Below are 14,445 nucleotides of genomic sequence, written 5' to 3' on the forward strand. Positions count from 1 at the left end.
CTCCGCACCTGCGGGACGGCCATTTGCAACGCGCCAGGTCGGCGCTCCTCCATCGAGTGTGCGCTGCACCATCGAATCTGGCTTGACATAATTCATTCTTAGTGAGTAATTGCTCACAGCCAAGGCAAATGCTCATCTTGGTCCATGGGAGGAATTTGATGAAACTTCGTACGCTCATCCTGGGCTTGTGCTCGGCCAGCGCGCTCGCGTTCGCGGCACATGCCGAATCCATCACCATCGCCACCGTCAACAATGGCGATATGGTCCGCATGCAGAAGCTGACCGACGACTTCACCAAGGCGAACCCCGACATCCAGCTCAACTGGGTGACGCTGGAAGAGAACGTGCTGCGCGAGCGCGTGACCACCGACATCGCCACCAAGGGCGGCCAGTATGACGTGATGACCATCGGCACCTACGAGGTCCCGATCTGGGCCAAGCAGAGCTGGCTGTTGCCGCTCGACAAGCTCGGCGACGACTACGACGCCAAGGACATCATCCCGGCGATCGCCGGCGGCCTCTCGGTCGACGGCAAGCTCTATGCCGCGCCCTTCTACGGCGAAAGCTCCTTCGTCATGTACCGCAAGGACCTGATGGAGAAGGCAGGGCTGAAGATGCCCGACGCGCCGACCTGGGACTTCATCAAGCAGGCCGCCGACAAGATGACCGACCGCGCCAATGGCGTGAACGGCGTTTGCCTGCGCGGCAAGGCCGGCTGGGGCGAGAACATGGCCTTCCTGACCGCCATGTCGAACTCCTTCGGCGCGCGCTGGTTCGACGAGAACTGGAAGCCGCAGTTCGACCAGCCCGAATGGAAGAACACCTTGCAGTTCTATGTCGACCTGATGAAGGCCGACGGCCCCGAGGGAGCGTCCTCCAACGGCTTCAACGAGAATTTGGCGCTGTTCCAGCAGGGCAAGTGCGGCATGTGGATCGACGCCACCGTCGCCGCCTCCTTCGTCTCCGATCCCAAGGCCTCGCAGGTCGCCGACAAGGTCGGTTACGCATTGGCGCCTGACAATGGGCTCGGCAAGCGCGGCAACTGGCTGTGGGCGTGGTCGCTGGCCATTCCCGCCGGCACGCAGAAGGCCGATGCCGCCGAGAAGTTCGTGTCATGGGCAACCAGCAAGCACTATGCAGAACTGGTCGCCTCGAAGGAAGGCTGGGCCAACGTTCCGCCGGGAACGCGCTCCTCGCTCTATGCCAATCCAGAGTACCAGAAGGCGGCTCCGTTCGCCAAGATGACGCTGGACTCCATCAATGCCGCCGACCCGACGCATCCGACCGTCAAGCCGGTGCCCTATGTCGGCGTGCAGTTCGTCGCCATCCCCGAATTCCAGGGCCTCGGCACGACCGTCGGCCAGCTGTTCTCGGCAGCCCTTGCCGGCCAGTCGAGCGTCGACGACGCGCTGAAGCAGGCCCAGGACGCCGCAACCGCGGCGATGACCGAGGGCGGCTACATCCAGTAAGGCTCCTCCCGGTGCCTAAGGCCGGTCGCCGACCATGGCCGGCAACGGCCGCCCGAAACCCAGTTCGGGCGGCCACTTCCCGACAGCTCGAGAAAATTCCGTCCGATCCTTGAAGGGTGACCGTCATGGCTACTCAGCAGACCCGTTCGCTTGCCCGTTTCATGATGGCGCCATCCGTCGTCCTGCTGCTCGTCTGGATGGTCGTTCCGCTGGCGCTCACGCTCTGGTTCTCCTTCCAGCAGTACAATCCGCTCAATCCGATCCGCGACGGCTTCGTCGGCTTCTCCAATTACGCGCTGTTCTATTCCAACCCGGCCTTCCTGCAATCGATCCTGAACACGCTGCTGATCGTCGTCAGCGTGCTTGTGATCACCGTGGTCGGCGGCATCCTGCTGGCGCTTTTGATCGACCAGCCGATGTGGGGCCAGGGTATCGTGCGCATCCTCGTCATCTCGCCGTTCTTCGTCATGCCGCCGGTGGCGGCCCTGGTCTGGAAGAACATGATCATGCATCCGCAATACGGCGTCTTCGCCGACATAGCGCGGTTCTTCGGCCTCCAGCCCATAGACTGGTTCGGACAATATCCGCTGACCGCCATCATCATCATCGTCGCCTGGCAGTGGCTGCCTTTCGCGACGCTCATTCTTTTGACTTCGCTTCAGTCGCTGGACGGCGAGCAGAAGGAGGCCGCCGAGATGGACGGCGCCGGCTTCATCAGCCGCTTCATCTACCTGACGCTGCCGCACATGTCGCGGGCGATCACCGTCGTCATCCTGATCCAGACGATCTTCCTGCTTTCGGTCTATGCCGAGATCCTCGTCACCACCAATGGCGGTCCGGGATACGCCTCCACCAACCTGCCCTTCCTGGTCTACCAGAAGGCACTGCTCGAATTCAAAATCGGCCAGGCCTCGGCCGGCGGCATCATCGCGGTCATTCTCGCCAACATCGTCGCCTTCTTCGCCATGCGCGCCGTCGGCAAGAACCTTGACAGGTAAGGGAGGAAAAGATGGCACGCGCAGTCACAACCCGGCACAAGACGATCGCGACGGCGGCCGCCTGGATCGTCGCCCTGCTGATCTTCTTCCCGATCCTCTACACGATCATCACTTCGTTCAAGTCGGAACAGGAGGCGATCCAGGGCTTCAACCTGATCCCGTCCGGGACCTTCGAGAGCTATTCCGAGGTCCAGGCGCAGAACGGCTATTTCAAGTTCTTCCTGAACTCGGTGCTGCTCTCGGTCGGCTCGACCATCCTGGCCCTGCTGGTCGCCATTCCGGCGGCCTGGTCGATGGCGTTCTCGCCGACCAAGCGGACCAAGGACATTTTGATGTGGATGCTGTCCACCAAGATGATGCCGGCCGTGGCCGTGCTGTTTCCGATCTACCTGATCTTCCGCGACACCGGCCTGCTCGACAGCCGCATCGGCCTGATGGTGATGCTGATGCTGATCAACCTGCCGATCGTGGTGTGGATGCTCTACACCTATTTCCGCGAAATCCCCGGCGAGATCCTGGAAGCGGCGCGCATGGACGGCGCCTCGCTGTGGAACGAGATCATCTATGTGCTCACACCCATGGCGGTGCCGGGCATCGCCTCGACCATGCTGCTCAACATCATCCTGGCCTGGAACGAAGCGTTCTGGACGATCCGGCTGACCACGACGGAAGCGGCACCCTTGACCGCCTTCATCAGCTCCTTCTCCAGCCCGCAAGGCCTGTTCTGGGCGAAGCTCTCGGCCGCCTCGACGCTGGCGATCGCGCCGATCCTGATCATGGGCTGGTTCAGCCAGAAGCAACTGGTGCGCGGCCTGACCTTCGGTGCGGTGAAGTAGGGGCGCCGTGAAGTAGCAGCGTGCGCCAGGCGGCGGACGGAAATCCACCGGGAGGAAAGCATGGGAAATATCACGCTCAAGAACGTCTCGAAATCCTTCGGCTCGACTTCGATCATTCCGAACATCGATCTCGTCATCGAGGACGGCGAGTTCGTCGTCTTCGTCGGCCCGTCGGGCTGCGGCAAGTCCACGCTGCTGCGCCTGATCGCCGGCCTGGAGGACACCAGCGGCGGCACCATCAACATTGACGGCCGCGACGTCACCGGCGAGGCGCCGGCCAAGCGCAAGCTCGCCATGGTGTTCCAGTCCTATGCGCTCTACCCGCACATGACGGTGGCCAAGAACATCGCCTTTCCGCTGAAGATGGCGGGCGAGGACCAGGCGACCATCGACAAGAAGGTGAAGGACGCCGCGCGCGTGCTCAACCTCACCAATTATCTCGAGCGCCGCCCCGGCCAGCTTTCCGGCGGCCAGCGCCAGCGTGTCGCCATCGGCCGCGCCATCGTGCGCCAGCCTTCGGCCTTCCTGTTCGATGAACCCTTGTCCAACCTCGACGCGGCACTGCGCGGCACGATGCGGCTGGAGATCAGCGAACTGCACCACCAGCTCAAGACGACGATGATCTACGTCACCCACGACCAGGTCGAGGCGATGACCATGGCCGACAAGATCGTCGTGCTGAATGCCGGAAATGTCGAGCAGGTCGGCTCGCCGATGGAGCTCTACAAGACGCCGAAGAACCTGTTCGTCGCCGGCTTCATCGGCTCGCCGAAAATGAACCTGATCGAAGGCGCCCCGGCGGCGAAGTACGGCGCCAAGACCATCGGCATCCGGCCCGAGCACATGGCGATCTCGACCACGGCGGGCGATTGGAAGGCAACAGTCGGCGTCGCCGAACACCTGGGATCCGACACCTTCCTGCATGTCCAGGCCGACGGTGTCGGCCCGCTGACGGTGCGCGCCGACGGCGAACTCAGCGTCCACCATGGCGACAGCATTTATCTCACGCCCGACAAGGCCAAGCTGCATCGCTTCGGCCCCGACGGCAAGGCATTGGCGCCGTGAGGCTGAAAGGCAAATCGGCGCTGATCACCGGGTCGGCGCGCGGCATCGGCAAGGCCTTCGCCGAAGCCTATGCCCGTGAGGGCGCCATCGTGGCGATTGCCGACATCGATCTCGAGGCGGCGCAAGAGACAGCCGCCGGGATCGGCGGCAAGGCCTATGCGGTGAAGCTCGACGTCACGGACCAGGCCTCCATCGATGCCGCGGTGCAGGCGGTGGAAACCAGGACCGGTGGCCTGGACATACTGATCAACAACGCCGCGATCTTCGACCTTGCGCCGATCGTCGATATCTCGCGGGCGAGCTATGAAAAACTGTTCTCGGTCAATGTCGCCGGCACGCTGTTCATGCTGCAGGCGGCCGCGCGCTCGATGATCGCGCAGGGAAAGGGCGGCAGGATCATCAACATGGCGAGCCAGGCCGGGCGGCGCGGCGAAGCGCTGGTCGCGGTCTACTGCGCCAGCAAGGCGGCGGTCATTTCACTGACCCAGTCGGCCGGGCTCGACCTGATCAAGCACGGCATCAACGTCAACGGCATCGCGCCTGGCGTCGTCGACAGCGACATGTGGGACCAGGTCGACGCGCTGTTCGCCAAATACGAAAACCGGCCCAAGGGCGAAAAGAAAAGACTGGTCGGCGAAGGCGTGCCTTACGGCCGCATGGGCAGACCGGAGGACCTCGCCGGCATGGCCGTGTTCCTGGCCAGCGACGAAGCCGAATATATCGTCGCCCAGACCTACAATGTCGATGGCGGCCAGTGGATGAGTTGAGGCGGGGGCGGCCTCTTCTCCCCGTGCCTCCGCGGGGAGAAGAGGCCAACATCAAGGTGGCGGCCGCATCGCCTCGGAAGGCATGTGCCGCTTCCTACCCTCTCCCGGTGAAGGGGAGAGAAGGGTAACGAAGGCCGCAACCCGGCCAAAGGGTAAACAGATGACCGTGAAACTCTCTTCCGCCAATCTCGCCAACCTGCCCGCCAGGGTCGCAGGTCCGAAATACGACCGCGCAGCGCTGAAGGCCGGCATCGTGCATTTCGGCGTCGGCAACTTCCATCGCTCGCACCAGGCCGTCTATCTCGACGAGCTGTTCAATTCGGGCGTCGGCCACGACTGGGCGCTGGTCGGCGCCGGCGTGTTCGAGGGCGAGAAGATCGGCCGCGGCAAACTGGAAGAGCAGGACTGGCTGACGACGGTGGTCGAGCAGGACGAGGGTCATATGAGCGCCCGCGTCACCGGCGCCATGATCGACTTCCTGACGCCGGGCGATGCCGCCGCCATCATCGAACGGCTGGCCGATCCGGCGATCAAGATCGTGTCGCTGACCATCACCGAAGGCGGCTATTTCATCGATCCTGCCTCCGGCGTGTTCAACCCGACGCATCCCGATATCGTCGCCGATGCGCAGCCGGGCGCGACGCCGAAGACCGTGTTCGGCATCATCCTCGCCGGCCTGGTGCGGCGGCGCGGCGATGGCATCGCACCGTTCACGGTGATGTCCTGCGACAACATTCCCCACAACGGCCATGTCACGTCGGATGGCGTCATCGGGTTGGCCCGCCTGATCGACGAGGATCTGGCGGCCTGGGTCGGCGGCAATGTCGCTTTCCCGAACGCGATGGTCGACCGCATCACGCCGGCCACGTCGGACCGCGAACGCGCGATCCTGGCCAAGGATTTCGGCGTCGAGGACAATTGGCCTGTCTTTTGCGAACCCTTCCGGCAATGGGTGCTGGAAGACCATTTCACCGACGGCCGGCCGCCGCTTGAAAAGGTCGGCGTGCAGTTCGTCAAAGACGTCGCGCCCTACGAGCTGATGAAGATCCGCATCCTCAATGGCGGCCATGCCACCATCGCCTATCCGGCCGGGCTGATGGACATCCATTTCGTGCATGAGGCGATGCAGGAGCCGCTGGTGCGCGGCTTTCTCGACAAGCTCGAGCATGACGAAATCATTCCGACCGTACCGCCGGTGCCAGACACGGTCCTGGAGGATTATTACCAGCTCATCGAAAAGCGCTTTTCCAACCCCAAGATCGGCGACACGGTGCGCCGGCTCTGTCTCGACGGTTCCAATCGCCAGCCGAAATTCATCATCCCGACCATCGCCGACCGCTTGAAGGCGGGAAAGAGCGTCGCCGGCCTGGCACTTGAATCGGCGCTGTGGTGCCGCTACTGCTTCGGCACGACGGACAGCGGCGCGGTCATCGAGCCCAACGATCCGAACTGGGACCGCTTGCAGGCGACGGCAAAGGCGGCAAAGGACGCGCCCGCCGCCTGGCTTGCGATGGAAGACATCTATGGCGATGTCGGGCGCGCCACCGCGTTCGTCGAGGCTTTCGCGCATGCATTGAACCTGCTGTGGACGGATGGCACGCGCGCCACGCTGACGCGCTACCTCGCCGGCAAGCTCTGAAACGGGATCATGGCGCCGGAACTGGTCATCTTCGACTGCGACGGCGTGCTGGTGGACAGCGAGGCGCTGTCGGTCTCGGCGCTGCTCGGCATGATTGCGCTTGCCGGCGGCAGCATTGGCGAAGACACGGCCTACGAGCATTTCCTCGGCAAGAGCATGAAGAGCGTGCGCGAGATCCTCGCCCGCGACTTCGGCCTTCCCATCACCGATCAGCACCTGACCACGATGCGCGTCGAATTAATGCGCAAATTCCGCGAGGAGCTGAAGCCGATCGCCGGCGTCAAGGAAGTGCTGCCGAGGCTTGGCTTGCCGTTCTGCGTCGCCTCCTCGGGCACGCTCGACCGCATCCGCTACGCGCTCGACGTCACCGGATTGCTCGGATTGATGGAGCCGCATCTGTTCAGTGCCGGCATGGTGGCCAGGGGCAAGCCGGCGCCCGACCTGTTCCTTCATGCCGCCGCCTCGATGCGGGCGCATCCGCGCAAATGCCTGGTGATCGAGGACAGCCCCGCCGGCGTCGCGGCGGCGCGGGCGGCTGATATGCGCGTGTTCGCCTTCACCGGCGGCGCGCATGCCGGCAACCCTGCCCTGAAAGCGCGGCTTGCGTCGAGTGAGCCGGACTTTATATTCGCTGACATGCTGCAATTGCCCGATCTGATTGCAGGCCTGGGAGCGAGAGACAGAGCATCTTGACGAAACAGTTCGTTTGCGCGGTCGATGTCGGCACCGGGAGCGCCCGCGCGGGCATTCTCGACACCAGTGGCACCTTGCTCGGCCGCGCCGAGCACCCGATCGCCATGCACCAGCCGAAAGCCGATCACGCCGAGCATGATTCGCGCGATATCTGGTCAGCCGTGTGCGCCGCGGTGCGTGCGGCCCGCGAAAAATCCGGTGTTGCCGCCGAGGACATTGCCGGCATTTCCTTCGATGCCACCTGCTCGCTGGTCGTGCGCGACAGGCAAGGCGGCCAGCTCAGCGTTTCGGTGACCGGAGAGGAGCGCTGGGACACCATCGTCTGGCTCGATCACCGCGCCATCGCCGAGGCCGACGAATGCACGGCGAGCGGCCATGAGGTGCTCAACTATATCGGCGGCGTCATGTCGCCGGAAATGGCGACGCCGAAGCTGATGTGGCTGAAGCGAAACCTGCCGAAGACCTGGAATGAAGCCGGCTATCTATTCGACCTTACCGACTTCCTGACCTGGCAGGCGACGGGGTCGCTGGCCCGCTCGCAGTGCACGCTGACCGCCAAATGGACCTATCTGGCGCACCGGGAACCCGCATGGCAGCGCGATTTCTTCGAACTCGTCGGCCTCGGCGACCTCTTCGAGCACGGCAATCTGCCCGAAAGAGCCAGTCCGGTCGGCGCTTACATCGGCTCTTTGAGCGCGCAAGCAGCGGCGGAGCTCGGCCTGACGGAGACATGCCGGGTCGGCGCCGGGGTGATCGATGCCTATGCCGGTGCGCTTGGCGTGCTCGGCGGGTTTGCCGGCGACGAGCGGAATATCGGCCGTCATTTGGCGCTGATCGCCGGCACATCCTCCTGCGTCATGGCGATGTCACCCGATCCGCAGCCCTTCGCCGGGGTCTGGGGGCCATACTACGGCGCCGCGCTGCCAAAGCTGTGGCTGTCGGAAGGCGGCCAGTCGGCCACCGGCGCCCTGCTCGACCACATCATCCGCTGGCACGGCGCGGGCGGCGAGCCGAACGCGGCCATGCATGCGAGGATTGCAAGCCGCGTCGCCGAGCTGCGCGCGGCGGAGGGCGATGCACTTGCCGGCCGGCTGCATGTGCTGCCCGACTTTCACGGCAACCGCTCGCCGCTCGCCGATCCACATGCGGTCGGCGTGGTCAGCGGCCTTACGCTGGATTCCTCCTTCGACAGCCTGTGCCGGCTTTACTGGCGCACCGCCGTCGGCATCGCGCTCGGCGTGCGCCATGTGCTGGAAGCGCTGAACGAGAATGGCTATCTGATCGACACGCTGCATGTCACCGGCGGCCACACCAAAAACCCGCTCTTGATGGAACTCTATGCCGACGCCACCGGCTGCACGGTGGTCGAGCCGCTGGCGGACGAAGCGGTGTTGCTTGGCACCGGCATGGTGGCGGCGACGGCCGCCGGGCTTTTCCCCGACCTCAATGCGGCCTGTCTGGCCATGCAGCAGGGCGGCAGGACGCGCGCCGCCAACCCGGCCGCCGGCGCCCGCTTCGATCGCGACTACCGGATTTTCCTGGAGATGCACCGGCAACGCCAGGCGCTCGACGCGATCCAGTAGAACGCGCCTTACCGTGTCAACAAGGATAGGCCGGACTTGGCATCGAACAGATGCATATCCGATTCGTCAAACGTATAGCGGACATCGCTGCGGATAGTTGGGCAGACGCGGCTGGGAACGAGTGCGCTGATCTCCTTGCCGCCAAGAGCGAATGTCACCAGTGCATCGTTGCCATGAAACTCGATGAGATCGGCCGTTCCCGCCAGGAAATTTCCGGCGCTGTCGGGGTTCGCGGGCTTGAGATCCGGGGGCCTGATGCCAAGCACCGCCTGCTCGCCATGTTGGAGCTTGAAGCGCGAGCCGTTGACGGTGAAGACAGTTCCGCCATTGGTCAGCGTCCAGCCATTTCCTTTCCGGGCCATCGTCACGTCGATGAAATTCATGTTCGGCGTGCCGATGAAGCCGGCAACGAACAGATTGCCCGGCCGCTCGTAGATCTCCGCCGGCGAGCCGACCTGCTCGATGACGCCGTCCTTGAGCAGCACGATGCGGTCGGCGAGCGTCATCGCTTCGAGCTGGTCATGGGTGACATAGACGGTGGTGGTCTTCAGCGACTGGTGCAGCCGCGCGATCTCGACGCGCATGTGGTTGCGCAGCTTGGCGTCGAGATTGGACAGCGGCTCGTCGAACAGGAAGACTTTCGGCGTCTTGATCATGGCGCGCGCGATCGCCACGCGCTGCTGCTGGCCGCCGGAAAGCTCGGCCGGCTTGCGGCCGAGATAGGGTTCCAGCCCGAGCGTCCTTGACACCGCTTCGACCCGCTTCTGGATCTCGGCCGCCGGCACTTTCTGGCGCCGCAGCCCGAAGGCGATGTTGTCGAAGATCGTCATGTGGGGGTAGAGTGCGTAGTTCTGGAACACCATGGCGATGCCGCGGTCGCCCGGATCGAGATCGTTGACCACCTTGCCGCCGATCGAGACCTCGCCGCCGCTGATGTCCTCCAGCCCCGCCAACATGCGCAGCAAGGTCGACTTGCCACAGCCGGACGGGCCAAGGAACACGACGAACTCGTGCTCCTCGATCGAGAGATTGAGGTCGCGGATGACCGTCGTGGTGCCATAGGCCTTGTCGACATGAGAACAGGTGATCGCGGACATGGTCAGCCCTTTTCGCCGCTGAGCAGGATCTGCAGCTTGACGTCCTGCGGATGCGCTGCCGCCGCCCGCTCGAAAGCCTCGATGCTGTCGGAGAAGGGATAGGTGCCGGTGATCAGCGGCTTGAGATCGACCTTGCCGGAAGCGATGAGCTGCAAGGCGCGGTCGAAGATGTTGGCATAGCGGAACACGGTTTCGATGCGGACTTCCTTCGATATGGCCGCCGGCACGTTGAGCGCTACCGGCTCCACCGGCAGCCCGACGAGCACCACCGCGCCGCCGGGGCGCACGACGTCGAACAAATCAGCGAAGGCCTTGGGGCTGCCGCTGGCCTCGAAGACGATGTCCGCACCCCAGCCGTCGGTGGCCGCGCGCACCGCATCGACCAGCGGCTGCTCGCCGATGTTGACCGGAACGACGCCGGGATAGCGCCCGGCAATTTCGAGCTTGGGTGCGGAGAAGTCGGAAATCAGCACTTTCGAGCAACCACCGGCCAGGGCGGCCAGCGCGATCATGATGCCGATCGGGCCACAGCCGACGACAGCCGCCACGTCACCCGGAACGATGCGCGCGCGCGCCGCCGCCTGCATGCCGATGGCGAAAGGTTCGACCATCGCGCCTTCGGCGAAGGAGACGTTGTCGGGCAGCCTGTAGGTGAACGCCGCCGGATGCACGGCTTGCGGCGCCAGAATGCCGTGCACCGGCGGCGTCGCCCAGAAGGTGACGTCCGGGTCGACATTGTAGATGCCGAGTTTTGTCGCCCGCGACGACAGGTTCGGTACGCCCGGTTCCATGCAGACGCGATCGCCGACCTTCAGCGTCCGGACATTGGCGCCGATCTCGACGATCGTTCCGGACGCTTCGTGGCCGAGCACCATCGGCGCGCGCACGACATAGCTGCCGATGGCGCCATGGGTGTAGTAGTGCACGTCGCTGCCGCAGACGCCGACCGTATGGATGGCGATCCTGACGTCGTCCGGGCCTACGTCGAGCGGCAACGCGATCTCGCGCAGGGCCAGCTCGCCCTTTTTCTCAAGCACCAGTGCCCGCATCGTGTCGTCCTCGCTTCAAGTCTTTTTTTGCCGGAAAACGGAATTCAGGAATCCGCTGAGCACGCCGAGAAACAAAAGCGGCGGCAGCGACAGAAGCACGACCGAGGCGTTCAGGATTCCCCATGGCACGTTCATGCCTTGCTGGGAGAGTTCCGAGGCGACGATCGGCAAGGTCTTGGCGTTGGAGCTCGACAGCATCAGCGCTATCAGGAACTCGTTCCAGACCAGCACGAAACTGAAAGCCACCGCGCCGATCAGCGAGCGCGCCGCGACCGGCAGCGCGATCCTCCAGAACACCGAATAGGCGCCGTAGCCATCGACGAAGGCGGCTTCCTCGACCTCCTTCGGCACGGCCTGGAAGGCGGGAATGGCGAGCCACATGATCACCGAGATGGTGAGCAGGCAATAGGTGACGATCAGCGCGGCGAGCGTGTCGTAAAGCCCGAGCTGCAGCCAGATCACCATCAGCGGAATGGCGACCGCCACCGGCGGCAGGAAGCGAAGCGACAAAACGAAGAACTGGATGTCGCCGGCCCAGCGGTTCGGGTAGCGCGCTACCGCGTAGGCCGCCGGCAGGCCGAGCACCACGCCGATCAGCACCGCGCAACCGCAGGCGACGACCGAATTGTAGAGGCCGGTCATGACGCTGTCGCGGCCGACGATATAGCTGATGTTGGCCAGCGTCGGCGTGAACACCAGGCGCGGGACGCGGGTGATGATGTCGACATTGTTCTTCAACGAATTGAGCGCCGTCCACAGCAACGGAAACACGGCCATGAAGCCGGCAAACGCCAGCACGGTCTTGCCGATCAGGCGGCCGGGTCTCATGCGATATGGTCTCATGCCTGCACCCGCCTCCACAGCATGGTGAAGGTGATGACGATGGCGATCATCATCAGCACCGCCATCGCCGAGGCGTAGGAGACCTTGCCGGACTCGATGAAACCTTGCGAGAAGGCGTACATGTCGAGCGTTTCGGTCGCCACGCCCGGACCGCCGCGGGTCATCACATAGATCAGGTCGAAGGAGCGCAGCGACTCGATCATCTTGACGAACATCAGGCTGATCAGCGGCGCCTTGAGCATCGGCAAGGTCACATAGGCGTGGATCTGCCAGCGTTTGGCATGGTCGAGCCGGGCCGCCTCGATCGGCTGCGGCGGCAGCGTTTCCAGGAGCTTCAGCACGATGACGGCGAAGAACAGGCCCCATTGCCAGACGTCGACCGAAGCGACGGCGAACAGCGCCGTCGACGGCTTGGACAGCGGATCGAAGATCAGCCCACCGGTCAGCAGCCGGTAGGGGTAAGTGGCGATGCCGTAGAGCGGATGGTAGGCGAACTTCCAGACGAAGGCCGCCGAGACGCGCGGCAGCAGGACCGGGATGATGAACAGCAGGCAATAGACGTTGCGCAGGCGCGGCGACGCGACCTCGAACATCAGGACGCCCAGTCCGATGGCGACCGTCATTGTCGCGATGACCGTGACGAATTCCCATTTCACCGACACCCAGACGGCATTGAGAAAGCGGCGGTCGACGAACAGGTCGGCGAAGTTCGAGAGCCAGACATAGGAATAGGCTGTCGAGCTGAGTTCACGGTTCTGCAGGGCGATGACGACCGCGTAGAGCGTCGGCACCATCGACAGCACCAGAAGGATGGCGAGTGTCGGCACGACGAAGGTGACCGGCAGGGATGAGCGTCGCGGCATCTGTCTAACCTCTGCTGCGTCTCGAATGATTGAGCATGACTGACCTTTCGCGCGAAGGCTGGCTCAAACCGCAATGATGAAACCAAGACCTGCGGCGCACAGGTTCCGGCGCTCCACCGAATGCCGTGGACCGCGCGCCGCAGGGGGAGGATGGCTTATTTCTTCACCAGCTCGTTGGCATAGGCCTCGAGTTCGTTGAGGCCGCCCTTGATGTCGGTGCGGGTACCGGTGACCAATTCCTCGAGGATGATACCCCAGCGGTCGCCGAGATCGGGCCAACGCGGGTCCTGCCAGAAATTGACCGCCGTGACCTTGCCGGTTTCGGCCAGTGCCTGGCCGAGATCGGCGCCGTAAATATCGGCGAATTCCTTGCTGGCCAGAATGCTGGTGCGGTTCAGCTCGCCGAACTGGTGGGCGTCGAGCCGGCGCTTCTCGTTTTCCTTCGATGTTGCCCAGGCGATGAACAGGCCGGCGCATTTCTTCGAGGCGTCGTCGGCATTGGCCTTCGCTGCGATGGCGAGGCCATGGCCGTAACCGCCGCCGGGCAGTGGCGACGGGGGCGGCAGGAAACCTATGTTGCCGACGACCTGCGAGGTCTTCGGGTCGACCGCCATGCCCGACAGCGGCGTCGATTCGACCAGGATCGCGACCTGGCCCGACAGGAAGGCGCCGGTCGATTCATCCCAGCTGCCGGTCTGCGTGCCGGGCGCCGAATCCTTGAACAGTTTCAGGTAGGTCTCGGTCGCCTTGACCGCGGCATCCGAATTGAAGGCCGGCTTGTCACCGTCGAACCACTGGCCGCCATAGGCCTTGAAGAAGGGCATCCAGCGCCAGACATTGGCGCCCGAACCGCGCGCGCCGCGCAGCGCGATGCCATACATGCCCTTGTCCGGATTGGTCAGCTTCGGCACGTCGGCGATCAGCTCGTCGAGCGTCTTCGGCGGCTGGATGCCGGCGGCCTCCAGCACGTCCTTGCGGTAGACCATCAGGTCGCCGCCGCCGGTCAGCGGCGCGAACCAGACCTTGCCATCATAGGTGGCGACCTTCTGGCGGCCCGGATCGAAATCGGCATAGTCGTAGTCGGCCGGATAATAATCGCTCAGCGGCACGATCCATTTCGAGGACGCGAACAGCGCGACATTGGCTTCGTCGACATAGTAGACGTTGTAGTTGCCGACCGTGGACGCATCGGCGCGCGATTTTGCGCGGCGGTCGTTCTCGTTGAGGTAATCGATCTGGAAGCCGGCGCCGGCAAGCTTCTCGAACTCGGCCTTGGAGTCCTCCAGAAGCGTCAGGCCGTCACGTGGTTGCGCCAGCACCTTGACCGGCGCCGAGCAGACCGGCGCCTGCGCTAAAGCGATGGTTGAAACGGTAGCGGAAAGCATGAAAGCTGCACCAAGGCTGGCAGCGAGCCGAATTGGTTTCATTATTTTCTCCTCCAGGAACACGTCGCAGGAAGCGGACGTCCTCGGGTTGCGCGATCCTCACCATCGCCCGAGCGACTTGCCACCCATCGCCAAAATGCGGAGTTGCAGCGGCTCGC

General features: G+C 63.9%; 13 protein-coding genes. 8 read left to right on the forward strand and 5 right to left on the reverse strand.

The features are described from left to right. The first annotated feature begins 158 nt into the window (after positions 1 to 158). The 8 genes from FJ953_RS24115 (at position 159) to FJ953_RS24150 (ending at position 9,050) form a co-directional block, all read left to right on the forward strand. A complete protein-coding gene (locus FJ953_RS24115; protein ID WP_140491344.1) occupies positions 159 to 1,469 on the forward strand; it encodes a sugar ABC transporter substrate-binding protein in 1,311 nt (436 codons plus the stop codon). Positions 1,470 to 1,594: 125 nt separating this feature from the next. After that, on the forward strand, positions 1,595 to 2,467 hold the full coding sequence (locus FJ953_RS24120; protein WP_140491346.1) for a sugar ABC transporter permease: 873 nt from the start codon (positions 1,595 to 1,597) through the stop codon (positions 2,465 to 2,467). 11 nt (positions 2,468 to 2,478) lie between these two features. After that, positions 2,479 to 3,303, forward strand: coding sequence for a carbohydrate ABC transporter permease (locus FJ953_RS24125; RefSeq protein WP_140491348.1), 825 nt, complete (start codon positions 2,479 to 2,481; stop codon positions 3,301 to 3,303). 60 nt (positions 3,304 to 3,363) lie between these two features. Beyond that, entirely contained in the window at positions 3,364 to 4,368 is a 1,005-nt protein-coding gene (locus FJ953_RS24130; protein WP_140625194.1) for an ABC transporter ATP-binding protein, read from the forward strand. Beyond that, a complete protein-coding gene (locus tag FJ953_RS24135; RefSeq protein ID WP_140625195.1) occupies positions 4,365 to 5,135 on the forward strand; it encodes an L-iditol 2-dehydrogenase in 771 nt (256 codons plus the stop codon). Before FJ953_RS24130 ends, FJ953_RS24135 begins: the two co-directional genes overlap by 4 nt. 160 nt (positions 5,136 to 5,295) lie before the next feature. Further along, positions 5,296 to 6,774 (forward strand): mannitol dehydrogenase family protein, encoded by a 1,479-nt coding sequence (locus tag FJ953_RS24140; RefSeq protein ID WP_140625196.1) that lies wholly within the window; start codon positions 5,296 to 5,298, stop codon positions 6,772 to 6,774. A 9-nt stretch (positions 6,775 to 6,783) separates the two neighbouring features. Beyond that, positions 6,784 to 7,467: an HAD family hydrolase gene (locus tag FJ953_RS24145; RefSeq protein ID WP_140491356.1), complete on the forward strand. Its 684-nt coding sequence runs from the start codon at positions 6,784 to 6,786 to the stop codon at positions 7,465 to 7,467. Further along, a complete protein-coding gene (locus tag FJ953_RS24150) occupies positions 7,464 to 9,050 on the forward strand; it encodes an FGGY-family carbohydrate kinase (protein ID WP_140554608.1) in 1,587 nt (528 codons plus the stop codon). The genes FJ953_RS24145 and FJ953_RS24150 overlap by 4 nt, the downstream gene beginning before the upstream one ends. A gap of 8 nt (positions 9,051 to 9,058) precedes the next feature. On the opposite strand, the gene ugpC is transcribed toward FJ953_RS24150, so the two are convergent. The 5 genes from ugpC to FJ953_RS24175 form a co-directional block, all read right to left on the reverse strand. After that, on the reverse strand, positions 9,059 to 10,147 hold the full coding sequence (gene ugpC, locus FJ953_RS24155; RefSeq protein WP_140625197.1) for a sn-glycerol-3-phosphate ABC transporter ATP-binding protein UgpC: 1,089 nt from the start codon (positions 10,145 to 10,147) through the stop codon (positions 9,059 to 9,061). Positions 10,148 to 10,149: 2 nt separating this feature from the next. Next, entirely contained in the window at positions 10,150 to 11,196 is a 1,047-nt protein-coding gene (locus FJ953_RS24160; RefSeq protein WP_140514358.1) for an NAD(P)-dependent alcohol dehydrogenase, read from the reverse strand. Positions 11,197 to 11,211: 15 nt separating this feature from the next. Further along, on the reverse strand, positions 11,212 to 12,024 hold the full coding sequence (locus FJ953_RS24165; protein WP_140491365.1) for a carbohydrate ABC transporter permease: 813 nt from the start codon (positions 12,022 to 12,024) through the stop codon (positions 11,212 to 11,214). 11 nt (positions 12,025 to 12,035) lie between these two features. Further along, entirely contained in the window at positions 12,036 to 12,902 is an 867-nt protein-coding gene (locus FJ953_RS24170; protein ID WP_140625198.1) for a sugar ABC transporter permease, read from the reverse strand. A gap of 155 nt (positions 12,903 to 13,057) precedes the next feature. Then, positions 13,058 to 14,329, reverse strand: coding sequence for an extracellular solute-binding protein (locus tag FJ953_RS24175; protein WP_140625199.1), 1,272 nt, complete (start codon positions 14,327 to 14,329; stop codon positions 13,058 to 13,060). Between the last annotated feature and the right edge of the window lie 116 nt (positions 14,330 to 14,445).

Source organism: Mesorhizobium sp. B2-3-6 (genome assembly GCF_006442305.1).
Taxonomy (GTDB): Bacteria; Pseudomonadota; Alphaproteobacteria; order Rhizobiales; family Rhizobiaceae; genus Mesorhizobium.

Bases quoted from the DNA above. Each gene is read 5' to 3' on its own strand.
- FJ953_RS24120 (WP_140491346.1), top strand. From the start codon at position 1,595: ATGGCTACTCAGCAGACCCGTTCGCTTGCCCGTTTCATGATGGCGCCA.
- FJ953_RS24175 (WP_140625199.1), bottom strand. From the start codon at position 14,329: ATGAAACCAATTCGGCTCGCTGCCAGCCTTGGTGCAGCTTTCATGCTT.
- ugpC (WP_140625197.1), bottom strand. From the start codon at position 10,147: ATGTCCGCGATCACCTGTTCTCATGTCGACAAGGCCTATGGCACCACG.
- FJ953_RS24130 (WP_140625194.1), top strand. From the start codon at position 3,364: ATGGGAAATATCACGCTCAAGAACGTCTCGAAATCCTTCGGCTCGACT.
- FJ953_RS24170 (WP_140625198.1), bottom strand. From the start codon at position 12,902: ATGCCGCGACGCTCATCCCTGCCGGTCACCTTCGTCGTGCCGACACTC.
- FJ953_RS24140 (WP_140625196.1), top strand. From the start codon at position 5,296: ATGACCGTGAAACTCTCTTCCGCCAATCTCGCCAACCTGCCCGCCAGG.
- FJ953_RS24115 (WP_140491344.1), top strand. From the start codon at position 159: ATGAAACTTCGTACGCTCATCCTGGGCTTGTGCTCGGCCAGCGCGCTC.
- FJ953_RS24145 (WP_140491356.1), top strand. From the start codon at position 6,784: ATGGCGCCGGAACTGGTCATCTTCGACTGCGACGGCGTGCTGGTGGAC.
- FJ953_RS24165 (WP_140491365.1), bottom strand. From the start codon at position 12,024: ATGAGACCCGGCCGCCTGATCGGCAAGACCGTGCTGGCGTTTGCCGGC.
- FJ953_RS24125 (WP_140491348.1), top strand. From the start codon at position 2,479: ATGGCACGCGCAGTCACAACCCGGCACAAGACGATCGCGACGGCGGCC.
- FJ953_RS24160 (WP_140514358.1), bottom strand. From the start codon at position 11,196: ATGCGGGCACTGGTGCTTGAGAAAAAGGGCGAGCTGGCCCTGCGCGAG.